At 74.1% G+C, this 22,928-nt stretch carries 17 protein-coding genes; 7 read left to right on the forward strand and 10 right to left on the reverse strand.

All coding sequences use genetic code 11. The annotated features are described in order from the left end of the window. Together ANAE109_RS00450 and metH are read right to left on the reverse strand one after the other, a co-directional pair. Window positions 1-1,413: a sigma-54-dependent Fis family transcriptional regulator gene (locus ANAE109_RS00450; RefSeq protein WP_011984412.1), complete on the reverse strand. Its 1,413-nt coding sequence runs from the start codon at window positions 1,411-1,413 to the stop codon at window positions 1-3. A gap of 292 nt (window positions 1,414-1,705) precedes the next feature. Beyond that, window positions 1,706-5,155, reverse strand: coding sequence for a methionine synthase (metH, locus tag ANAE109_RS00455; RefSeq protein ID WP_011984413.1), 3,450 nt, complete (start codon window positions 5,153-5,155; stop codon window positions 1,706-1,708). Between the two features lie 206 nt (window positions 5,156-5,361). On the opposite strand from metH, the gene amrS reads away from it, so the two are divergent. Further along, entirely contained in the window at window positions 5,362-6,435 is a 1,074-nt protein-coding gene (gene amrS, locus ANAE109_RS00460; RefSeq protein ID WP_011984414.1) for an AmmeMemoRadiSam system radical SAM enzyme, read from the forward strand. A 22-nt stretch (window positions 6,436-6,457) separates the two neighbouring features. On the opposite strand, the gene ANAE109_RS00465 is transcribed toward amrS, so the two are convergent. Beyond that, entirely contained in the window at window positions 6,458-6,754 is a 297-nt protein-coding gene (locus ANAE109_RS00465; protein WP_011984415.1) for a hypothetical protein, read from the reverse strand. Window positions 6,755-6,843: 89 nt separating this feature from the next. On the opposite strand from ANAE109_RS00465, the gene ANAE109_RS00470 reads away from it, so the two are divergent. Together ANAE109_RS00470 and ANAE109_RS00475 are read left to right on the forward strand one after the other, a co-directional pair. After that, window positions 6,844-7,467: an outer membrane lipoprotein carrier protein LolA gene (locus tag ANAE109_RS00470; RefSeq protein WP_011984416.1), complete on the forward strand. Its 624-nt coding sequence runs from the start codon at window positions 6,844-6,846 to the stop codon at window positions 7,465-7,467. A 9-nt stretch (window positions 7,468-7,476) separates the two neighbouring features. After that, a complete protein-coding gene (locus tag ANAE109_RS00475) occupies window positions 7,477-8,943 on the forward strand; it encodes a helicase HerA-like domain-containing protein (RefSeq protein ID WP_011984417.1) in 1,467 nt (488 codons plus the stop codon). Window positions 8,944-8,980: 37 nt separating this feature from the next. Here ANAE109_RS00475 and ANAE109_RS00480 read toward each other — a convergent pair whose 3' ends face one another. The 5 genes from ANAE109_RS00480 to ANAE109_RS00500 form a co-directional block, all read right to left on the reverse strand. Then, window positions 8,981-9,754, reverse strand: a complete 774-nt coding sequence (locus ANAE109_RS00480; protein ID WP_011984418.1) for a glycosyltransferase — start codon at window positions 9,752-9,754, stop codon at window positions 8,981-8,983. Beyond that, window positions 9,739-10,494, reverse strand: a complete 756-nt coding sequence (locus ANAE109_RS00485; protein WP_041448017.1) for a bifunctional 2-polyprenyl-6-hydroxyphenol methylase/3-demethylubiquinol 3-O-methyltransferase UbiG — start codon at window positions 10,492-10,494, stop codon at window positions 9,739-9,741. The genes ANAE109_RS00480 and ANAE109_RS00485 overlap by 16 nt, the downstream gene beginning before the upstream one ends. 108 nt (window positions 10,495-10,602) lie before the next feature. Further along, complete coding sequence (gene rimO / locus ANAE109_RS00490; protein WP_011984420.1) at window positions 10,603-12,015, reverse strand: 30S ribosomal protein S12 methylthiotransferase RimO; 1,413 nt, start codon at window positions 12,013-12,015, stop codon at window positions 10,603-10,605. Between the two features lie 58 nt (window positions 12,016-12,073). Continuing rightward, entirely contained in the window at window positions 12,074-12,562 is a 489-nt protein-coding gene (locus ANAE109_RS00495) for a YajQ family cyclic di-GMP-binding protein (RefSeq protein WP_011984421.1), read from the reverse strand. 81 nt (window positions 12,563-12,643) lie between these two features. Further along, complete coding sequence (locus tag ANAE109_RS00500) at window positions 12,644-14,296, reverse strand: ribonuclease J (RefSeq protein ID WP_011984422.1); 1,653 nt, start codon at window positions 14,294-14,296, stop codon at window positions 12,644-12,646. A gap of 215 nt (window positions 14,297-14,511) precedes the next feature. On the opposite strand from ANAE109_RS00500, the gene ANAE109_RS00505 reads away from it, so the two are divergent. Then, window positions 14,512-15,630: a hypothetical protein gene (locus ANAE109_RS00505; protein WP_049768488.1), complete on the forward strand. Its 1,119-nt coding sequence runs from the start codon at window positions 14,512-14,514 to the stop codon at window positions 15,628-15,630. Window positions 15,631-15,680: 50 nt separating this feature from the next. Next, a complete protein-coding gene (locus tag ANAE109_RS00510) occupies window positions 15,681-18,020 on the forward strand; it encodes an ATP-dependent helicase (RefSeq protein WP_011984424.1) in 2,340 nt (779 codons plus the stop codon). A gap of 41 nt (window positions 18,021-18,061) precedes the next feature. Here the strand turns inward: ANAE109_RS00510 and ANAE109_RS00515 are convergent, their stop codons facing one another. After that, entirely contained in the window at window positions 18,062-19,837 is a 1,776-nt protein-coding gene (locus ANAE109_RS00515) for a CotH kinase family protein (protein ID WP_143827879.1), read from the reverse strand. 124 nt (window positions 19,838-19,961) lie between these two features. Between ANAE109_RS00515 and add the strand changes: the two genes are divergently transcribed. Then, window positions 19,962-21,086 (forward strand): adenosine deaminase, encoded by a 1,125-nt coding sequence (gene add, locus ANAE109_RS00520; protein WP_011984426.1) that lies wholly within the window; start codon window positions 19,962-19,964, stop codon window positions 21,084-21,086. A gap of 167 nt (window positions 21,087-21,253) precedes the next feature. Continuing rightward, window positions 21,254-22,489, forward strand: a complete 1,236-nt coding sequence (glgC, locus tag ANAE109_RS00525) for a glucose-1-phosphate adenylyltransferase (protein WP_011984427.1) — start codon at window positions 21,254-21,256, stop codon at window positions 22,487-22,489. A 38-nt stretch (window positions 22,490-22,527) separates the two neighbouring features. Here glgC and ANAE109_RS00530 read toward each other — a convergent pair whose 3' ends face one another. Beyond that, a complete protein-coding gene (locus ANAE109_RS00530; RefSeq protein WP_011984428.1) occupies window positions 22,528-22,917 on the reverse strand; it encodes a response regulator transcription factor in 390 nt (129 codons plus the stop codon). Between the last annotated feature and the right edge of the window lie 11 nt (window positions 22,918-22,928).

Genomic DNA, 22,928 nt, shown 5'->3' on the forward strand with positions numbered 1-22,928 from the left:
TCAGAGCGGCTCCCGCCCGGACGCCATCGGGCCGGGGCCCACCACGCCGAGCCGCTTCATCCGCTTCCACAGCGTCACGCGCGAGATGCCGAGCACGTCGGCGGCGCGCGCGCGGTTCCAGCCGGTCCGGATGAGCGCCTCGACGATCGCCGAGCGATCGGGCGCGGCGCGCTCCGGCGTGGGCGGCGCGGCGCCGCGGATCTCGGCGGGGAGGTGGGCGGGCGAGATGGGCGCGCCGCCCGCCTGCAGCGCCGCGTACTCGAGCACGTTCTGCAGCTCGCGCACGTTCCCCGGCCACGCGTAGGCGGCGAGGAGCCGCGACGCTTCCGGCGAGGGCGGCGGCGCGCCGAGCCGCGCGAGGAAGCCCTCCGAGAGGAGCGCCACGTCCTCGGCGCGCTCGCGCAGCGGCGGCACGCGGAGCGGGAACACCGCCAGGCGGAAGTACAGGTCGGCGCGGAAGCGGCCGTCGGTCACGAGCTGCTTCAGGTCCCGGTGCGTGGCGCAGAGGAGCCGCACGTCGACCGGGAGCGGTTGCGAGTCGCCCACCCGCTCGACCACGCGCTGCTCGATGACGCGCAGGAGCTTCACCTGGACCGCCGGTGAGATGTCGCCGATCTCGTCGAGCAGGAGGGTCCCGCCGTGCGCCTCCTGGAACCGGCCGCGCCGGTCGCGCAGCGCCCCGGTGAACGCCCCCTTCACGTGGCCGAAGAGCTCGCTCTCGAGGAGGTTCTCGTTGAGGGCGGAGCACGACACCCGCACGAGCGGCCCCGCCGCGCGCCGGCTCTGCCGGTGGATCGCCTCGGCCACGCGCTCCTTTCCCACGCCGCTCTCGCCCAGGATCATGACCGTCGCGTCGGAGCGGGCGACGAGGGCGATCATCCGGTACAGCTCGCGCATGACCGGGTGGCAGCCGAGGAGCCCTGCGCACTCGCTCTCCGGCGGCGCGGCCTCCGCCGCGGCGGCGACGCCGGCGGACGGAGCCGGGAGCGCGCACGCGCTCTCCCACGGGATGGCGCCGACGCTCAGGTCCGTGACGTCGGTGAAGCTCTCGAGCGCGCCGGCGACGGTCCCGTCCGGCCCGTGGAAGGCCACCGCGTTCTTCACGATGAGCCGCTCCCGGCCGTCCTTCGTGCGGATGCTGCAGCACTTGGAGCTCTTCCCGCGGTCGGAGATCCCGCAGCGCACCGGCCCGCCTCCGCACATGCAGCCGCGCCCCATGTCCCCGGCGAGGAGCGCGCAGGTGCGGCCGATCGCCTCCGCGGCGGAGTAGCCGGTGATCGCCCCGGCGGCGGGGTTCCAGTAGGTGATCACGCCGTCCCGGTCGGTCGTGAAGACGCCGTCGGGGAATGCGTCCGCGACCTGCTGCAGCGACTCAGCGCTGCCGAGGCCGAGATAGGGCAGGGACGGGATCATGCGTCGGGCTCGGGGGGTTCCGTCGGGGTCCACGGAAACGTCTGCGTGAACGAGCAGACCTTATCAGACCGGAGCCCTATCGGGTCTGAACCCCCTGAAATTCCCCGCAAACGGCCGCGGCGCATTGCCGCAGGGTCACGCGCGCCCCTGGTCCGCAGCTCAAACACGCGCGGAGGAGATCGAGGCGCTCCTGGACGGCCTCCGCCGGCTACGGCGAGCGCCGCTCGGCGGAGTCGCCGTTCCTCTTTCCGCCCGTCCCGGAGCCCGAAGGCGGGCGGCGCGTGGGCGCACCTCACACCGCCGCAGCGGTGGCGCCCCGCACGACGAAGTAGATGGCGTCCGGGTGGTGGAGCACGATGGCCGAGGTGGACGCCTCCGGCACCATCTGGTTCGCCTCGGTGAGCGAGACGCCGATGGTCCGGTCGGGCTCGAGCAGCTTCCACACCTGGCGCTGGTCGGCGAGCTCCGGCCAGGAGGGATAGCCGGGCGAGTAGCGCTTGCCCTGGCCCTCGGGGACGCCGAGCTCCGCCCGGACGCGCCGGTGCCAGTACTCCGCGAGCGCCTCCGCCGCCTCCACCGCGAGCCCGTGCACGAAGAGCCCCCGGCTGTAGTCGCCGCGCTCCTGCGCCGCCTCGGCGAGGTGCGTCGCCTGATCGCCCACCGTCACCACCTGGAGCGCGCACACGTCCGAGCCGCGCTCCTCGCGGAACCAGTCGGCCATGCAGAGGTTCCGGTCGTCGGGCTGGCGCGGGAGCACGAGCCGCGCGACCTCCGCCTTGCGGTGCGTCGGGTCGAGCACGACGAGATCGTTCCCCTCGGCGTGGCAGGGGAAGTAGCCGTACACCACCTTCGGCACGAGCCAGCCGTTCGCCTGCGCCTCGGCCTTCAGCTCCTCGAGCTTGGGGCCGAACTGCTCGCGGATGAGCCGCTCGTACTCCTCGCCCTTCGCCTTCACGCCCCACTGCAGCTTGAAGAGCTCGGGGAGGTCGAGCAGCGGCCACAGCTCGGCGAGCGCGATCTCGCCCGCGGGGACCACCCGCGCGCCCCAGAACGGCGGGGACGGGATGCGCAGCGCGGGGGCGACGCCGGAGCGGCGCGCCGGCGCCGGGGGCGGGACCGGGGAGGCCGGCATGTCGCGGTTCGCGATCGCCTTCTGCAGCACGCCCTGCTTCAAGCCCTCCCGGCGGGCGGGGTCGACGAGCGCCTCCACCACCTCGAGCCCCTCGAAGGCGTCCTTCGCGTAGAACACGCCGCCCGGGTACGGGGCGCCGCCCTGCGTGAAGAGGGCGCGGTAGCCGAAGCGCCGGTTGATGGCGGCGCCGCCGATGATGACGGGGAAGGACAGGTTCCGCCGGGCGAGCTCCTCCACGCAGAAGGGCATCTGCTTCGAGGTCGAGACGAGCAGGGCGGACAGGCCGATGGCGTCGGCGTTGGCCGCCACCGCCTTCTCGATCACGGTCGCGATCGGCACCTGCTTGCCGAGGTCGTGGACCGTGAAGCCGTTGTTCGCGAGGATCGTCTTCACGAGGTTCTTGCCGATGTCGTGGACGTCCCCGTAGACGGTGGCGAGCACGACCGTCCCCTTCGTGGCGCCCTCCTTCTTCTCGAGGAACTGCTCGAGGTGGGCGACGGCCTTCTTCATCACCTCGGCGGACTGCAGCACGAACGGGAGGATGAGCTCGCCCGCGCCGAAGCGATCCCCCACGTCCTTCATGGCGGGGAGGAGGACCTGGTTCAGCACCTCCACCGCCGAGCGGCGGGTGAGCGCGTCGTCGATGAGCGCCTCGATCCCCTCCGGGCGCCGGTGGAGGATCTGCAGGTGGATCCGCTCCTCCGCGCTCTTGCCGCCCGCCGCGGCGAGCGGGTCCACCGCCGCCTTCTCCGGGGCGCCCTTCGCCCCGAAGTGCGCGATGAGCCGCGCGAGCGCGTCGGGGCGCCGGTCGAGGAGCAGGTCCTCGGCGAGGACGCGCTCCTCCTCGGCGATGGCCGGGTAGGGCCGGATGTCCTTGGGGTTCACGATGGCGAGGTCCAGCCCCGCCTGCACCGCGTGGTAGAGGAAGACCGAGTTCACCACCTCGCGCGCGCTCTTCGCGAGGCCGAAGGAGACGTTCGACACGCCGAGGGTGGTGAGGACGCCCGGGTTCTCCGCCTTGATGCGGCGGATCCCCTCGAGCGTCTCGATGGCGCTCTTGCGGTACTCCTCGCCGCCGGTGGCGAGCGTGAACGTGAGCGCGTCGAACACCAGGCTGTCCGGCGGGATGCCGTGGTCCCTCGCGATGGCCACGGTGCGCCGCGCGATCTCCGCCTTGCGCTCAGCGGTCTGGGCCATCCCCTTCTCGTCGATGGTCATGGCGACCACCGCCGCGCCGTAGCGCCGGACGAGCGGGAGGATCTTCCGCACCCTTTCGCCGGACTTCTCCAGGTTCACCGAGTTCACGATGCAGCGGCCCGGGTAGACCTTCAGCGCGCCCTCGACCACGTCCGCCTCGGTCGAGTCGATCATGAGCGGGGCGTCCACGGCCTGGGCGAGGAGCTTCGCGAGCGTGCGCATCTGCGCGCCCTCGTCGTCGCGCTCGTTCAGCGCCACGCACACGTCGAGCACGTGCGCGCCGGCGTCGACCTGCCCGCGGGCGATCTGCAGGAGCCCGGCGTAGTCGTCGGCGAGCAGGAGCTCCTTCACCTTCTTCGAGCCCTGGCTGTTGAGCCGCTCCCCCACGATGAGCGGCCGGGGCTCCATCGCGAGCGGGACCGCCTTCATGGCGCTGGAGAGCTCTGGGGCCGGGGCCGGCCGGGCGCGGCGCGGCGCGCGCAGCCCCCGCACCCGCTCGACCACCGCGCGCATGTGCTCGGGGGTGGTCCCGCAGCAGCCGCCCACGAGCTCGACGCCGTACTCGGCCACGAACCCGGCGAGCGCGTCGGCCAGGGCCGCCGGGGAGAGCTTGTAGACCGCCCGTCCGTCCTCGTTCTCCGGCATGCCCGCGTTCGGCAGCACCGAGACGTAGTGGCTCGACTTCTCCGCGAGGGTGCGCACCGCCGCGCGCATCTCGGCGGGGCCGGTGGAGCAGTTGAGGCCCACCGCGTCCACCGGCAGCCGCTCGAGGGTGGCGAGCGCGCTCGCCACGTCCGTGCCGAGCAGCATGCGGCCGTTCGCGTCGATGAGCGTGGGCTGGGCGATGATGAAGACGTCGCGCAGGAACTCCTTGCGGCAGGCGTCGGCGGCGAGCACGGCGGCGCGCAGCTCCAGCATGTCCTGCTGGGTCTCGATGATGAGGGCGTCGACGCCGCCCTCGATGAGCCCCTTCGCCTGCTCGAAGAAGATCCGCTCGAGCGCGTCGGAGGTGATGTTCCCGAGGGCCGGGTCCGAGGACGAGGGCAGCATGCCCGTCGGCCCCATGGAGCCGGCCACGAAGCGCGGGTGGTCGGGGGTGGCGAACCGCTCGGCGGCGCGGCGGGCGAGGATGGCGGCCCGGAAGTTCACCTCGTAGGTGCGGTGGCCGAGGCCGTACTCGTCGAGCTTGAGGCGGGAGGAGCCGAACGTGTTCGTCTCGACGACGTCGCAGCCCACCGCGAAGTAGCGGGCGTGGATGTCCTCCACGAGGTCGGGCCGGGTCAGCGTGAGGAGATCGTTCGCCCCGTCCTTGCCGCCGAACTCCGCGGCCGTGAGCTGGTGGCGCTGGATCTGGGTGCCCATCGCGCCGTCGAAGACGAGGGGGCGGCGGTCGATGGCTTCGCGGAAGGTCACTTAGGCGTCCTCGAAAATGTCCGGCCCGCGCGGGCGCGCGGGCCGTGCAGCAGAGATAGCAAAGCCGGGCGCCTCGATCGAGCGCGCGACCGCCTGCGGACCCGGGTCGCCACGGCGGCGGGACCCCCGCGTGGACCCGCGCGCGCGGGCGAGGCCCCGCCACCCCGCCCGCTGCCGCGGCCGGGTCGCGCCGCTACGATCCCCGCGTGCTCCACGAGGCGCGCTACTGGGAGCCCGCCGAGGGCGGGAGGGTGCTGTGCACGCTCTGCCCGCGCGCCTGTCGCATCGGGGACGGCCAGGCCGGCTTCTGCTTCATCCGACAGAACCGCGGGGGACGGCTGCTCACCGCCGGCTACGGCCGCTCCACGGGCTTCGCCGTGGATCCCGTCGAGAAGAAGCCGCTCGCCCACTGGCTGCCGGGCTCGGCGGTGCTGTCCTTCGGCACCGCGGGGTGCTGCCTGGGCTGCCGCTTCTGCCAGAACTGGGACATCTCGAAGGCCCGCCTCGACGATCGCGCCGCGGAGGATCGCTGGTCGCCGGAGCGCGTCGCGGCGCTCGCGGTCGAGGCGGGCGCGGCGGGGGTGGCCTTCACGTACAACGACCCCATCATCTGGGCGGAGTACGCCATCGACGTGGCCGAGGCGGCGCACGCGCGCGGCCTCTACACCGTGTTCGTGACGAGCGGCTACGTGGAGCCCGCGGCGCGCGCGGAGATCTTCCGCCACATGGACGCGACGAACGTGGACCTGAAGGCGTTCACCGAGGACTTCTACGCGAAGGTGACCCTCGCGCACCTCGCGCCGGTGCTCGACACGCTCGAGTGGCTCGCCCGCGAGACGGACGTCTGGGTGGAGGTCACGAACCTCCTCATCCCGGGCCTCAACGACGCGGAGGACGAGACGCGCCGCCTCGCCGACTGGGTCGCCGCGCACATGGGCGTCGACGTCCCCCTCCACTTCACCGCCTTCCACCCCGACTACAAGCTGCGCGATCGGCCCCGCACGCCTCCCCGCACGCTCTCGCACGCGCGTGAGCTCGCGCGGGCGGCCGGGCTGCGCCACGTCTACACGGGCAACGTGCACGATCCCGAGGGCCAGACCACCTTCTGCCCGCGCTGCGGCGCCCGCGTCATCGAGCGCGACTGGCACGCGGTGCGGGCGGTGCGGATGGCCAGGGGCGCCTGCGCGGCGTGCGGCGAGCGGATCGCGGGGCGCTTCGCCGACGGGCCGGTGGCGCCGACCTCGGGCAGGCGCGTCGCGCTGGGGCTGCCGGACGCGTGAGCGTCCGGGCCGGCTCTCGGGATCAGGGAGCGTCTGCCGCGAGCGAGATGCCGCACTTCTCCTTGGCGTCCGCCGTGGAGATCCACTCGCAGAACTCGGCGCCCGACGGGGCGTGGCAGGTGTCGAGCCACCCCTCGCACTGCTTCTGCTTGGCGTCGCCGGCGCCCACGTCGGAGAGCCGGTCCTCCGCGCCGCGCTCGCAGGAGTCCTGCGAGCTGCCGCCGCCCGCGCACTCGCAGAAGCGGTTCGCGAGCTCCTGGCAAGGCTCGGTGCAGGCGGAGAGGAGGGCGAAGGCGAGGGCGGTGACGAGGCGGCGCATCGGAGCGGGGGAGGATCGCTTGGGGCGCCCCCCGCGTCAAGGCATGGTGAATGCCGTGCCGACGCCGCCCGTCTGCTATCTAGCTCGCCATGATCGCCGCCCTCGCCGCCCTCCTCCTCGCCGCCGCCCCGCCGCCCGCCGACGCGGGCCAGCTCGCTCGCAAGGTCCAGACCTTCTACGAGCGCACCCGCGATCTGGAGGCCCGGTTCCAGCAGACCTACACCTACTCCGGCTTCGGGCGCCGCCAGGTCTCGGCGGGTACGCTCAAGGTGAAGAAGCCCGGCATGATGCGCTGGGACTACGAGACGCCCGCGCCGAAGACCGTGGCGGTGAAGGGGTCGCGCCTCGTGCAGTTCGAGCCCGAGGAGAACCAGGCGTACGTGGACGAGCGCTTCGACGCGACCGCCATGAGCGCGGCGGTCACGTTCCTCCTCGGCAAGGGCGACCTCGCCCGCGAGTTCGGCCTCTCCACCGACGGGACGGGGGCGCTGGTGCTCCGCCCGAAGGAGGAGGACCCGCGGGTCGAGTCGATCGCGCTCACCGTGGGGCCGGACGGCGAGGTGCGCGCCACGCGGGTCGTGGACGGGGCCGGCAACGTGAACGAGATCCGCTTCGAGAAGGTGAAGCGGAACGCCGGGCTCCCCGACGGGGCCTTCGAGGTGAAGCTGCCCAAGGACGTGCGCCGCATCGCGCCGCCCGGCGCGGAGCGGTAGAAGAGGGGCATGTCCCCTCCCGCCCCGCTCCTCGTCGCCAAGAGCACGCAGGAGCTGCTGCTCCTCCCCGGCCTCGCCAACCGCCACGGCCTCGTCGCCGGCGCGACCGGGACCGGCAAGACCGTCACCCTGCGGGTCCTCGCCGAGGGGTTCAGCCGCCTCGGCGTGCCCGTGTTCCTGGCGGACGTGAAGGGGGATCTCTCCGGCCTGGCGCGGCCGGGAGGCGACTCGCCGAAGATCGTCGAGCGCGCCCGCGAGCTGGGCCTCGCGCTCGCGCCGGAGGCGAGCCCGGTCGTCTTCCTGGACGTGTTCGGGGAGGCGGGCCACCCGCTGCGCACCACCATCTCCGAGATGGGGCCGCTCCTGCTCGCGCGCGTGCTCGGGCTCAACGAGACGCAGGCGGGCGTGCTGCAGGTGGCGTTCCGGGTGGCGGACGAGGGCGGGCTCCTGCTCCTCGACGTGAAGGACCTCCGGGCGATGCTGGAGCACCTCTCGCAGCAGGCGGCGGAGCTGCGGCAGCGCTACGGGAACGTGGCGCCGGCGAGCGTCGGGGCCATCCAGCGGTCGCTGCTCGCGCTCGAGGCGCAGGGCGCCGACCGGCTCTTCGGCGAGCCGGCGCTCGCGCTCGAGGACCTGCTCCGCACGGACCTGGGCGGCCGCGGGCAGGTGACCATCCTCCACGCCGAGCGGCTCGTGCGCGCGCCGCAGCTCTACGCCACGCTCCTCCTCTGGCTGCTCTCCGAGCTGTTCGAGCAGCTCCCCGAGGTGGGCGATCCGGAGAAGCCGCGGCTCGTCTTCTTCTTCGACGAGGCGCACCTGCTCTTCGACGACGCGCCGGACGAGCTCCGCGCGAAGATCGAGCAGGTGGTGCGGCTCGTCCGCTCGAAGGGGGTCGGCGTCTACTTCGTCACGCAGAACCCGCTCGACGTGCCGGACGCGGTGCTGGGACAGCTCGGGAACCGCGTGCAGCACGCGCTGCGCGCCTTCACGCCGCGCGACCAGAAGGCGGTCCGGGCGGCGGCGGAGACCTTCCGCCCGAACCCGGGGCTCGACGTCGAGGCCGCCATCACCGAGCTCGGCGTGGGCGAGGCGCTCGTCTCCTTCCTCGACGCGAAGGGGACGCCCGCGCCGGTGGAGCGCGCGCTCGTCGTCCCGCCGCGCTCGCGCCTCGCGCCGCTCACGCCGGAGGAGCGGGCGCAGGTGCTCTCCGCCTCGCCGCTGCGCGGGCGCTACGACGCGGCGGTCGACCGCGAGTCCGCCCACGAGCTGCTGCAGAAGCGCGCGGCGGAGCGGGAGGCGCCGGCGCGCGAGGAGGCGCCGCGGGGCCGGCAGGAGCCCGGCGCGCTCGGCGGCGCGGGCGACATGCTCGGCAAGATGGCGACGAGCGCGGTGCGCGCCGCCGGGACCCAGATCGGCCGCGAGATCATGCGCGGCATCCTGGGCTCCATGTTCGGCGGCGGCCGCCGGCGGCGCTGAGCCCGGCGATCGGCCGGCTCGTCGCGGGGCCGACCCGTCAGCGGCGGGAGCCCAGCCGGAGCCGGAGCCGGAGCCGGAGCCGGAGCGCGAGCACGAGGAGCTGCAGCCCCGCCGCGAGCATCGCGCCGGGCCGGAGCTTCGAGCCGCCCACGTCGCGCCAGGCGCGGAGCGGCACCTCCTCGAAGGCCTCCGCCGCGAGCGGCGGCGCGCCCGGGCCGCCGGCGCGGAGCCGGGCGAGGAGCTCGACGTCGAAGATCCAGCGGGTCCGGAAGGGCGCCTCGAGCGCGGCGGCGAGCGCGGGCGTCGCCCGGAACAGCTTCGCGCCGCACTGCGTGTCGTAGACGGGCAGCCCGAGCGCGAGGGAGGCGAACGTGGCGAACACCCGGCCGAGGTAGTGCCGGTGCGCGCGCCGCTCGATGCGCCAGCCCAGCAGCCGCACGCGCGAGCCCATCACCGCGTCGCGGCTCGAGGCGGCGGCCACGTCGACGAGCCGCAAGAGCTCGTCCACCGGCGTGGAGAGGTCCGCGTCGGCGTAGCCGGTGAAGGCGGCGCCGCTCGCGAGGGCGGCGCGCAGGCCGGCGCGCACCGCCTCCGCCTTCCCGGAGTTCCGGGCGAGCGAGAGGACCGAGATGCGGGCGGGCTCCGCGCGGCGGAGCTCCTCGAGCGCGGCCGCCGTCGCGTCGGTCGACCCGTCGTCCACGAGCAGGAGCGCGAGCCCGTCGCGGGCGCGGGCGAGCCGCAGCAGCTCGGCGCGGTCTAGGCGCGCGGCCTCGTTGTAGCAGGGGACGACGAGGACTACCTCTTGCGGCATAGCGCCCACCAGCTCAGGCCGGGCAGATCGATCCCGAGCCGCGAGAGCAAGAGCGAGAGGGAGGCGTCGAGCGAGAGCGCGCCGCGCACGAGCGCCGTCACCGGGGCGGGGGCGCTCCACCCGCCGAGCTCGGCCGGCGGACGGGGCCGGTGCCGGAGCCGCTCGAGCGCGACCTGGGCGGCGCGCGGCGGGATGAGCGCGTGGAACAGGCCGCCCCCGCGGACGACCTCGAGCCCGGCGCCGGCGAGGAGCGCGCGCGCGGCGCCCGGGGCGTACCGCCGGTGGTGGCGGAGGCCCTCGTCGTGGGACGAGGACAGCGCGGGCCAGGCCGGCACCGAGACGAGCGCGTGCGCGCCGGGCAGGAGCCGCCGCGCGACCACCTCCGAGAGGAACCCGAGGTCGTCCGCGACGTGCTCGAGCACGTCCAGGAGGAGGGCGAGCCCGAAGGCGTCCGCGGGGGCGGCCCGCGTGAAATGCAGCCGGCCGGTGGGGGCGAAGGCCGGGGACGCGAGGTGCGCCGCCGTGTAGTTCGCGTCCCAGCACGTCACCGTGGACCCCGGCGCGAGCTCCTCCGCGAGCCGGCGGGCGATGAAGCCGTCGCCGGCGCCCACGTCGAGGACGGCGACGCGCGACCGGAGCAGCCCCGCGCCGCGGAGCACGCGCAGGAAGAAGGCGAGGCGCGCCTCCTCCCACGGGTGACGGCGGACGGGCGCGCCGCTCTCCAGCTCCACGAGATCCATCGCGGGGACTGTCGCGCGAAACCCAGCAGGGATCCAGCGCATTGACTGCGCGGCGTCGCGTGCGGCGAGGCGGTGCCGGCCCGCGCCTCCGCGGCGGGGCCGGCTCGATCAGCCCACGACCGGCAGCCCGCCGCGGCGCGGCGTCTCGCCTCCGGCGGGCGCGGGCAGCGGTCGCCGCGCCCGCTCCGGATCGCGCGCCACCACGTGGCCGACGAGGTCGTACTCGGAGGCGTCGGTGATCTCGACGGTGACGAGCTCGCCGGGGTAGGCGACGCCGTCGTTCACGTAGGTGATCCCGTCGATCTCCGGGGCCTGCTGGGCGTGGCGCCCGGCGAGGAGGTGCTCCGTCTCCTCGGCGCGGCCCTCCACGAGCACCTCCAGCCGGCGGCCGACCATCGCCCGCTGGTGCTCGCGCGAGATCTCCTGCTGGAGCGCCATGATCCGGTCGCGCCGCGCGCGCTTCACCACGTCCGGCACCTGCTCCGCCATGTCCGCCGCGGGCGTGCCGTCCTCGGGCGAGAACTCGAACACGCCGAGCCGCTCGAAGCGCTGCTCCTCCACGAAGCGCACGAGATCCTCGAAGTCCTCCTCGGTCTCGCCGGGGAGCCCGACGATGAGCGAGGTGCGGAGCGCGATCCCCGGCACCCGCGCGCGCAGCCGCGCGAGCAGCTCGCGCAGGAACACCGAGTCGCGGCCGCGCTTCATCGAGCGGAGCAGCCGGTCCGAGGAGTGCTGGAGCGGCATGTCGAGGTACTTCACGATCTTCGGCTCGCGGGCGATCACCTCCACGAGCGCGTCCGGCACGTCGCGCGGGTAGGCGTAGTGCAGCCGGAGCCACCGGATGCCGTCCACCTTGCAGAGCTCGGGCAAGAGGTGATGCAGCCGCACCTTGCCGGGCAGGTCGTAGCCGTAGGCGGTGAGATCCTGCGCCACGAGCGACAGCTCCACCGTGCCTTGCGCCGCGAGGGCGGCGGCCTCCGCGACCACGTCGTCCACCGGCCGCGAGCGCTGCGCGCCGCGCAGCTTGGGGATGATGCAGAAGGCGCAGGCGTTGTCGCAGCCCTCGGAGATCTTGAGGTAGGCGGTGTGCGAGGGGAGCGAGTTCACGCGCGGCGTGGCCGCGGAGTGCACGAAGTCGGGGTCGGGCACGACGAGCCGCTTCGCCTGCGCGTCGGAGACCACCCGCGCGATCTCCGCGTACGCGCCGGTGCCGAGGAAGTGGTCCACCTCGGGCAGCTCCGCCGACAGCTCCTCGGCGTGGCGCTGCACCAGGCAGCCGGTCACGACGAGCTTCTTGCAGCGCCCCTCCTGCTTCATCCCCGCGAGCTCGACGATGGCGTCGACCGACTCCTCCTTGGCGCTCTCGATGAAGCCGCAGGTGTTCACCACGATCACGTCCGCCTGGGCGGGGTCGCGCTCGAGCCGGTAGCCGGCGCCCGTCAGGGTGCCGAGCATGACCTCGCTGTCCACCCGGTTCTTCGGGCAGCCGAGCGTGTGGAGGTAGACGCGGGTGGTCGCCATGGGAGCCGGCGGATCTAACAGACGGGGAGGGGCGGGACAATCCGCGCTCCCGGTCCCCTCACTCCCGGAAGTTCTGGAACTGGAGCGGCACCCCCAGGCCCCCCGTCCGGATGGCCTGCATCGCCGCCTGCAGGTCGTCCTTCTTCTTGCCGCTGATGCGCACCGCCTCCCCCTGGATGGCGGCCTGGACCTTGAGGCCGCTCTCCTTCATGAGGGCGACGATCCTCTTCGCGTCCTCCTGCTTCAGGCCCCGCTTCAGCTTCACGAGCTGGCGCACCGAGCCGCCGGAGGCGGGCTCGAGCTTCTGCGGGTCGAGGCCCTCGAGCGGCACGCCGCGCTTGGCGAGCTTCTCCATGAGCACCTGCAGCGCCGCCTCCGCGCGCCCCTCCGAGCCGGCCTTCACCACCACGTTCTCGTCCTTGTCGCGCTCGAGGTCCGTGCTCGTCCCCTTGAAGTCGAAGCGCTGCAGGATCTCCTTGCGCGCCTGGTTGAAGGCGTTCTCCACCTCCATGAGGTTCAGCTCGGAGACCACGTCGAAGCTCGGCATACCGCTCTCCCTCGTGCGGGCCGTTCGCGATGGCGGGCGCCTCTCCCGAAGCCCGTTGCGCGAAGCTTTGAGCCCAGAGCTCTAGAGTTCCAGCACCACCGGCAGCACCGTGGGCCGCTTCCCCGTGGTGCGCTTCAGGAAGCGGCGGACCGCGACCCGGAGCGTCTCCTGCACCTCCTCGATCGCCACGCGGGCCTGCGGCGTGAGCTCGTCGAGGGCGCGCAGCGCCTCCGCCCGGATCTCCTCCTCCGCCCCCTCGAACCCGGCGACGCCCCGGGCGAAGAGCTCCGGCCCGCGTATCACCGCGCCGGTCACCTTGTCCACGGCGAGCACCGCGATGCAGAGCCCGGCCTCGGCGAGCAGGCGCCGGTCCTTCACCACGAGCGCGCCGATGTCCTGCCCGAGCAGCGCGTCCCGGTCGGTGTAGACGCGCCCGACCGGGACCGGCTCCTCGAGCACGGTCGCGCCGAGGTCGCCGAGCTCGAGGACCTGCCCGTCGAGGAGCAGGTGCCGCCCGCGCACCCCCTCCGCGGCGGCGTGGGCCGCGTGGCGCGCGAGGTGACGGTACTCTCCGTGAATGGGGACGAAGTGCTCGGGCCGGGCGAGCGCGATGAGCCGCCGCTGCTCCGCCTCCTGGGCGTGGCCGGACACGTGCAGCGGCCGGAGCCCCTCGTAGGCCACCTGCGCCCCGCGCCGGCAGAGCGCGTTCACCAGCTCGCCGACCGCCACCTCGTTGCCTGGGATGAAGCGCGAGGAGAGGACGACGAGATCACCCGGCGCGACGTCGAGGTCCAGGTGCTCGCCGCGCGCGAGCCGCGCGAGCGCGCTCCGCGGCTCGCCCTGGGTGCCGGTGGTGAGGACGCAGAGCTCCTTCGGCGGCAGCTCGCGCGCCTCCGGGAACCCCACCGGCATCCAGCCGGGCAGCTCCAGGTACCCGAGCGCCTGGGCGAGCCGGACGTTCGTCTCCATCGAGCGGCCGAGGAGCGCGAGCCGCCGGCCGAACGCGCGCGCGGCGTTCGCCACCTGCTGGATGCGGTGGATGTTGGAGGCGAAGCAGGCGACGAAGACGCGTGCGGGGGCGCGCTCGAACGCCTCCTCGAGGGCTGCCCCGACCTCGGCCTCGGAGAGGGAGGAGCCCGGCCGCTCGGAGTTCGTCGAGTCGGAGAGCAGGAGGCGCACGCCGCGGCGGCCGAGCGCCTCGACGCGGGCGAGATCGAAGCCGGGCCCGGAGATCGGGCGCGGGTCGATCTTGAAGTCCCCGGAGTGGAGGATCGTGCCCTGGGGCGTCGACAGCGCGAGCCCGCACGCGTCGGGGATGGAGTGGGTGACGGCGTAGAACTCGGCCGAGAGGGGAGACGCCTCGCCCGCCGGTCGCGCGTCGCCGGGCGCCACCTCGCGCAGGTCCGCCTCGACGCCCGCCTCCTCGAGCCGCGGGCGCAGGAGCGCGAGCGTGAAGCGCGTTCCGTAGACCGGCGCCTTCACCTCGCGCAGCAGGAACGGCAGCGCGCCGATGTGATCCTCGTGCCCGTGGGTCAGGTAGATGGCGCCGACCTGCTCGCGCCGCTCGCGCAGCCAGCCGAGGTCCGGCGCGATCACGTCCACGCCGATGGGCTCGTTCGGGAAGAGGATCCCGCAGTCCACCACGGCCATCCGGCCGTCGGCCTCGATCGCCATGCAGTTCATGCCGATCTCGCCGAGGCCGCCGAGCGGCACGATGCGGACGGGGGGCGCCACGCGGGGAATCTACTCCCTGGGGGCGCGTGGAGGGGCGGGAACCCGGTTCCCTGGCACCGGGCCCCCCACCCGCTCCGCCCGTCGCCTTCGCGGCGGGCCGGAGGCGACCGCCGCGCAGCGGCTGCGGACCCCTGCGCGGCGCCGGCCTCCCACTGGAAAGGATCCCGCCGCGTCCGGATCGTGTCCCCCCGGCCCCGTGTTAGCCTCGCTCGCCCATGCGAAGGCTCCCTCGCGCGCTCGCCACGCTCGCCCTCCTCGCCGTCTGCGCCGGCGCGCTCGCGCGAGAGGATGCGCCGGCCCCTGCGCCTGCTTCCCCCGCTCACCCGCCGGGCGGGGCCGCTCCCGCCTCCCCGGTCCCCGGCGTGCCGGCGGAGGCGCCGGAGCCGGCGGGCATGGGACGGGCCGATCCGAAGCTGGTGCGGCTGCGCTTCGACTGGCCGGCCGCCGCCGAGGTGCAGGCCACGCAGCGCCGGACCCGGACGCGCACGGGGCACGCGCCGGTGACGACCACCACGCGCTTCACGCAGCGGCTCGAGCGCCGCGAGGGGGCCCTCCGGATCTCCACCTCCGGCACGACCTGGGAGGGCGACGCGCCGTACCCCGGGCCGCCCGCGGCCGTGGAGGGCGTGCTCCGCGCGGCGGAGCGGGTCGTGCAGGTGGTCTCTCCAGAAGGCGAGTTCCGCGGGCTGGAGGGCGTGGAGGCGCTCCGCCCGGCGCTGGCGCGCGTGCTCGCCGGCTCCGTGCCGCCCGAGCAGGTGGAGCGGGCGCTCGGGTTCGCCGAGAGCTCCATGCAGGCGCAGGCGCAGGAGATGTGGAACCTCGCGGTGGGGTTCTGGATCGGCGCGGACCTGGAGCTCGGCGAGCGCTACGGCATGCGCACGGAGGCGGAGGTGCCGCTCGCCCACGCGGAGGCCGAGTTCGAGCAGGAGTTCTCGGTGCGCCGGCGCGTGCCCTGCTCCGCGCGCGACCGCGAGGAGCGCTGCGTGGAGGTGACGCTCCGCTCCGCGCCGGACCCCGCGGCGTTGCCCGCCCTCGCGCGCGGCGTGGTCGCCCAGCTCGCGGGTGGGGAGGCGCCGGTCGCGGCGGAGGCGCTCCGGGAGCTCGTGGTCGAGAACGAGCTCCTGCTCGTCACCGAGCCCGCGAGGCTGCTCCCGCACCGCGTCGTCTGGACGCGCACGGTGCGCGCCACCGCCGCCGCCGGCGAGGGCGCCGGGGGCGAGCCGCGGCTCCTCGAGCAGGTCGATCGCCACGAGGCGGACTACCGCTACGACGCCCCCAGGAAGAAGCCGCCCCGCAAGCCGAAGCGGGCCCAGCCGCGCTCGGCGTCGCGCTGACGCCGGGCCCGCGGCTCGCGTCCCCCGCCTCGATTATCCTTACCCGCCCCATGGCTCCCCCCGACCCGCTCCTCGAGGGCCTGAACGACGCGCAGCGCGAGGCCGTGCTGCACGGCGACGGCCCGCTCCTCGTCCTCGCCGGCGCGGGCAGCGGCAAGACCCGCGTGATCGTGCACCGCATCGCCCGCCTCGTGCGCGACGAGCGCGTGATGCCCTGGCACGTCCTCGCCGTGACCTTCACCAACAAGGCGGCGGGGGAGATGAAGGACCGGCTCGAGGCGCTGCTCGGGACGCAGGCGAGCGAGCTGTGGGTGCAGACCTTCCACGCCTTCGGCGCCCGCTTCCTGCGCCGCGAGGCGGCGCGCGCGGGGCTGCCGCCCTCGTTCGCGATCTACGACGACGACGATCAGATCCGCGTGGTGAAGCGCATCTTCCAGGAGCTGCGCGTCGAGGACGGCGAGCCGCTCACCGCCCGCCAGGCGCTGTCGCGCATCGACCGCTGGAAGAACGCGGCGCTGCGGCCCGCCGAGGTGGTGGTCGGCGAGTACGACGTGGAGGGGCAGCTGGCGCGCGAGGTCTACGGCCGCTTCGAGGCGGCGCTCGCGCGCGCCGGCGCGGTGGACTTCGGCGACCTGCTCCTGCGCCCGGTGCGCCTCCTCGAGGAGGACGCGACGGTGCGGCGCGCCTGGGCGGGGCGCTTCCGCTACCTGCTCGTGGACGAGTTCCAGGACACGAACGCCGCGCAGTACCGGCTCCTCAAGCTCCTCGCGAACGAGAAGCGGAACGTGTGCGTCGTGGGCGACGACGACCAGGCGATCTACCGCTGGCGCGGCGCGGACGTGACGAACATCCTCGAGTTCGACCAGGGCTTCCCCGGCGCGCGCGTCGTGAAGCTCGAGCAGAACTACCGCTCCACCCGCACGGTCCTCGACGCCGCGCACGCGGTCATCTCGAAGGCGCGGCGCCGGCGGGAGAAGCGGCTCTGGACGGAGAGCGGCGCGGGCGAGACGCTCGCGCTCGTCGTCGGCCAGGACGAGCACGACGAGGCCGAGCGCGTCGCGCGGGCCGTGGCGGCGGAGCGCGCGCGCGGCACGGCGGGCGAGGAGATCGCCGTCCTCTACCGGACGAACGCCCAGTCCCGTCCCCTCGAGGCCGCGCTCCGGGCGGCCCGCATCCCGTACGTGATCGTGCGCGGGACGAGCTTCTACGACCGGGCCGAGGTGAGGGACGCCGCCGCCTACCTTCGGCTCGCCCTCTCGCCGCGGAGCGACCTCGACCTGGAGCGCGTCCTGAACCGGCCCGCGCGCGGCGTCGGCGAGAAGACGCTGGAGCGGCTGCGCGCCCACGCGTCGGCGCGGGGCATCGCGCTCTTCGACGCGATCGCCGAGCGCGACGCGGTGGAGGACCTGAAGCCGGCCGCGCGCCGGGCCCTCGGCGAGTTCCACGCCCTCGTCGCCGGCCTGGCCGCGGACGTGCCCGCGCTCGACGCGGGGATCGCCGTGCAGGAGGCGCTGAAGCGCTCGGGCCTGCTCGCGCGGCTCGAGGCGGAGCACACCGACGAGGCGGTGGAGCGGGCGGAGAACCTGGCCGAGCTCGTCGCCGCCGCGCGGGAGTTCGACGAGTCGCTCCTCGGCGAGCCGCCCCCGCGCGATCCCGAGGAGGTCCGCCCCCCGCCGCTCGCGCGCTTCCTCGAGCAGATCGCCCTGCTGGGCGAGGCGGACGCGGAGACGCCGGAGGGGCGCGTCTCGCTCATGACCCTCCACGCCGCGAAGGGGCTCGAGTTCGAGGCGGTGTTCCTCGCCGGCCTGGAGGACGGGACGCTCCCCTACGAGCGCCCCTGGTCCGACGCCGGCCCCGCCGAGCGCGAGGCGGCGGAGGACGAGGAGCGGCGGCTCTGCTACGTCGGCATGACGCGGGCGAAGAAGCGCCTCACGCTCTCGCTCGCCCGGCGCCGCATCGGCTACGGGGAGGGCGGACCGTCCTACCGGTCGATGGAGCCGTCGCGCTTCCTCGCGGACCTCCCGCCCGAGCTGTTCGGCCTCGCGCCCAGGCTCGCTTCGGCGCCGGCCGCGCGCGGCCCCGTCATCCGCCGCCCGCCGGGCTCCTTGCCGGGCGAGCCGCACATCGAGCTCGAGGAGGATGGGCCGCGCGAGCCGCCGCCCCCGCGGCGGCCGGCGGCCGCGCGCGCGGGGCCGGTGGTGGACTACGACTTCGACCAGCGGCCGCGCGCGGCCGGGACGATCGCGCGCGGCACCCGCGTCGCGCACGAGTCGCTCGGGGAGGGGACCGTGGCCGCCTGCGAGGGCTCCGGCCCCGGGGCGAAGGTGACCGTCTTCTTCGACGAGGTCGGCGAGAAGCGCGTCCTCGCCCGCTTCCTCAGGCCGGCGTAGCGCTCAGGCCGGACGCGCTCATGGCGCAGGGGGTGGCGCCGTCAATTCGGCGCCCCCGGCGTGCGCGCCACGTCCGACCACGCCTCGACGCCGTCGCCGGTGCGCCCGTAGGCGCCCCCCTCCGCGCGCGGGCCGAAGTAGACGAGATCGTACGGAGCGTGCAGCGTCCCCGGCGCGAACACGCCGAGCTCGCCGCCCGCGGGGGAGAGGACGAACGGCAGGCGCAGCGGCTCGCCCGCCGGCGCCCCGGCCGGCGGCGGCCAGGGCGTGCCGTCCGCGACGAGCAGCAGGTGCCCGCGCGGCGGGATCGTGGTCCCCTCGGGGAGCGCGTACTTCCCCGGCGCGCGCAGGTCGTCGGTGACGTGGGCGCCCGAGAGGTCGAGCGCGACGTCGGCCCGGTTGTACAGCTCCACGTAGCCGGGCCCCGTCCCGCCGGGCATGCCGACCTCGTTCACCACGAGCGGACCCGAGCCGTGCGCGCGCAGCCTCGCCAGCCGCCCGAGGAGGACGCTCCGGCGATCGCGGACGAACGTCACCAGGCGGGAGGGCACCGTCTGCGCGCGCGTCGCGTCCACGAACGGATCGGTCACGATCTCCGGGCCCGCCGCCGCCCAGAGCGCCTCGAGGTAGGGGCCCACCCGCTCCGGGGTGAAGGGGCCCGCGAGGGCGGCCTCGAGCTTGGCGAGCAGGCGCGCGCGCAGCGCCGGGTGATCCCAGACGCGCGTGGCGAGCACGCTCCAGGTCGGCTTCTGCCCGGCGCGCTCCGTCACCCGCACGTCGTAGATCCGCCGCACCGCGTCGTCGTAGATGGAGAAGATCTGCGCCTCGCGCCAGACGCCGCCGAGGGGCGCGTTGGCGGCGATGTCGCGCGACCAGTAGGCCTGCGAGTTGTTGAGATCCCACGGGACGTAGGTCCACACGTCGCGGTGCAGCTCGTGGAGCCAGTAGCCGCGGGCGTCCTCGAGGACGGTGTTCGCGATGAGCTCGTCCGCCGCGAGGTTGCCGAGGTAGGCGTCGAGGTCCATCACCTCCCCGAGCCGCCGCTCGAGCTCCGCGTCGTCCGTCCGGCTGACGGTCTCGAGGAGGCGGTCGAGGTCGTCCCAGGGGAGCGCCTCGTTGCGCGTCTTCGTGAAGTCCTGCTGGTACGCCGGCTCGTAGCGGGGGAGCAGCTTCAGCTCGCAGTTGCGGCCGCCGCAGCGGTAGAGGGAGGCGTCGGTCTCGTGCCCGTGGTGGACGAGGTACTCGCCGCCCACCCGCTCCATGTCGAGGAACACGCCGCGGTAGGCGCCGTTCACGTAGAGCTTCACGTAGCGGGCGAAGGGGACGGGGAGGCCGAGGGCGCGGTAGAGGTCCACCGCGAAGCGCTCCACGAGCTTCGCCGCGTCGTCGTACTCGGCGAGCAGCGCGAAGCGATCGCGCCCCTCGAGCGCGTAGCCCGGGTCGAGGTCGATGCGCCAGCTCCGCTGCGGGCGCGTGCGGGACGAGGCGCCGCGGAAGCGCACGAGCCCCTCGGCCGCGCGGCCGTCGAGCGCCACGGTCGCGGGGTACATGACGTCCCAGGTCGGCTCCGCCTCGAGCGCGGCGAGGTCGCCCGGCGCGAGCGTGAGATCCACGCGGCGCAGGCGCGGCTCGGGGGTGGGGAAGGCGCCGGGGGCGCTCGCCACCGGCCAGGACGGCCCCGGGGGAGGGAGCTGCTGCTGCGGGGGCTGGTACGGCGGCGGCTGCTCGTCGGGAGGGCGCACGACGGTCGTCCCGTCGCCGCGGCCGCAGGCGAGCGAGAGGATGGCGGCCACGAGGAAGGGGGCTTGCCTGTTCACGGGGCAACGTGCGATCCGCCGGGGACGAACCGGGAGGCCGCCGGCGGGGAGGACCACACCTCGGGAAGCGGGCGACCAGGCGGGTCGTCGCGCGGCGGCCCCCAGCGGGATCTAAGATCCGGCCATGCCCTCCAACGCCGGCGCCTCCCCGATGCCCGTGACGGACGAGCTCCTGCGGGCGCTCCCCAAGACCGACCTCCACTGTCACCTCGACGGCTCGCTGCGTCTCACCACCCTGCTCGAGCTCGCCGAGGCCCAGGGGGTGCGCCTCCCGGCCGACACTCCGGAGGGGGTGGGGCGGGCGGTGCGGATGGGCGCCCAGTGCGCGTCGCTCGAGGAGTACCTCACCGCCTTCGACGTGACGCTGTCGGTGCTCCAGACCGAGGACGCGCTCCGCCGGGTGGCCTACGAGCTCGCCCTCGACTGCGCCGCCGAGAACGTGCGCTACCTCGAGGTGCGCTACTCGCCCGTCCTCCACACGCGCAAGGGGCTCAAGCCGACGGCCATCGTGGACGCCGTGCTCGACGGCCTGCGCGCGGCGGGCCGCGAGTCCGGCATCCGCTCCAACGTCATCATCTGCGGGATCCGGCACATCGATCCGCAGACGTCCGTGCGGCTCGCCGAGCTGGCCGTGGCCTACAAGGGCAAGGGCGTGGTGGGGTTCGATCTCGCCGGGGCCGAGGAGGGCCACCCCGCCTCGCGCCACCGCGAGGCGGTGCAGCTCATCCTCGACAACAACGTGAACGTGACCATCCACGCCGGCGAGGCGTTCGGCCCGGAGTCCATCGCCCAGGCCGTCCACACCTGCGGCGCCCACCGCATCGGGCACGGCGTGCGGCTGCGGGAGAACGGGGACCTGCTGAACTACCTCAACGATCACCGCATCCCGCTCGAGATGTGCCCCTCCTCGAACGTCCAGACCCGCTCGGTGACCGGCTACGAGAGCCACCCGCTCAAGTTCTACTTCGACTTCGGCCTGCGGGTGACCGTCAACACCGACAACCGGCTCATCACCGACACCACCATCACGAAGGAGCTCCGCCTCGCCCACGAGCGCATGGGCTTCACCCTCGAGGACCTGTGCACGCTCCTCGTGCAGGGCTTCAAGAGCGCGTTCCTGCCGTTCCGGGAGAAGGCGGAGCTGCTGCGCGACGTGAACGCGGAGATCGCGGCGGTGCTCGCGCGGTTCGCCGGGCCGGGGGCGGGCGGGCCGGCCGCCGCGGTGACCGAGGCGGTGGCGGTGCGGTAGACTCCGTCCCGAGGCATCCCTGACGGGGCGACCGCGTGCGCGATCTCGCTCGCGCGGCTGGCCTCGCGGTAGAGCGAGATCTCCGCGCGCGGCGCGGCCGCTTCCTTGCCCCGCCTCGCGCGGGTGCGTAGCCTCGAAGGCGTACCGTATCCACGCGGAGTGACCCGATGGCGAAGCTTCTCGCGATGATCCTCGCCGGCGGAGAGGGCCGAAGGCTCGACCCGCTCACGCGGGAGCGCGCCAAACCCGCCGTGCCCTTCGGCGGCCGCTACCGCATCGTCGACTTCGTCCTGTCGAACTTCGCGAACTCGGGCGTCCTCAAGATGAAGGTGCTCGTGCAGTACAAGTCCGAGTCCCTGAACGCCCACATCCAGCGCGGCTGGCGCCTCACCGCCCTGCTCGACCAGTACGTGGAGATCGTGCCCGCGCAGATGCGCGTGGGGCCGAAGTGGTTCGAGGGCTCGGCGGACGCCATCTACCAGAACCTCAACATCATCACCGACGAGGAGCCCGAGTTCACGTTCATCTTCGGCGCCGACCACGTCTACCGCATGGACGTCCGCCAGATGCTCCAGTTCCACCAGGACAAGGGCGCGGACCTGACCGTCGCGGCCATCCCGGTCCCGGTCGAGGAGGCGTCGGAGTTCGGCATCATCGAGGTGGACGGCGACGGCCGCATGATCGGCTTCGTCGAGAAGCCGAAGGCCGGGGTGAAGACTATGCCCGGCGACCCCACCCGCGCCCTCGCCTCGATGGGCAACTACCTCTTCACCACGGACGCCCTCGTCCAGGAGATCGTGCGCGACGCCGGCGACACCAAGAGCGCGCACGACTTCGGCAAGTCGATCGTCGCCGCGATGTACGAGCGCAAGCGCGTCTTCGTCTACGACTTCGCGAAGAACGTGGTGCCCGGCCAGGGGGACAAGGAGCGGGGCTACTGGCGCGACGTGGGGAGCCTCGACGCGTACTACCAGGCCAACATGGACCTCGTGGACGTGGACCCGTCGTTCTCGCTGTACAACGACCGCTGGCCCATCTTCACCGCCCAGCACAACTTCCCCCCGGTGAAGTTCGTCTTCAACAACCAGACGGAGGGCCGGGTCGGCTACGCCACCGACTCGCTCGTGTCGGAGGGGTGCATCATCTCGGGCGGCCACGCCCACCACTGCATCCTCTCGCCCAAGGTGCGGATCAACAGCTACTCGCTGGTGGAGGACTCGATCCTCTTCGAGAACGTGAACATCGGCCGGCACTGCAAGATCCGCCGCGCCATCGTCGACAAGCACGTCGAGATCCCGGCCAACACGACCATCGGCTACGACCTCGAGCACGACCGCAAGCGCTTCCACGTCACCGAGAGCGGGATCGTGGTGATCCCGAAGGCGATGCGGGTCGAGCCGTGACGCGCGGGGCCGGGCGTCCCCGGGGGCGCGGCCCCCGGCTACCCGTTCACCAGCCGCTCCGCCTTGTTGAAGGCGATCTGCAGGTCCACCGGCTTCTCCATCACGTCGGAGGCGCCCAGCTCGACGAGCAGGTCGCGCATGTGCTGGTCGCCGCCGAGCGCCGACACGACCAGCACCGGGATGCCGGCGGTGCGCGGGTCCGCCTTCAGCCGCAGCAGGACGTCGCGCCCATCGAGCGCCGGCATGGCGACGTCGAGCACGATCACGTCCGGGAGCTGGGACAGCGCCGCGGCGAGCGTCTCGACGCCGTCGCGCGCGTGGGAGACGGCGTGGCCCCGCCCCGTCGCGTAGCTCGCGTAGAGCTTCGCGAGCGCGGCGTCGTCCTCGGCGAGGAGGATCCTGATCGGGGCCGGGGGGGTGAGCGCCATCGCGCTCCGAA

This window comes from Anaeromyxobacter sp. Fw109-5 (assembly GCF_000017505.1).
Classification (GTDB): Bacteria; Myxococcota; Myxococcia; order Myxococcales; family Anaeromyxobacteraceae; genus Anaeromyxobacter.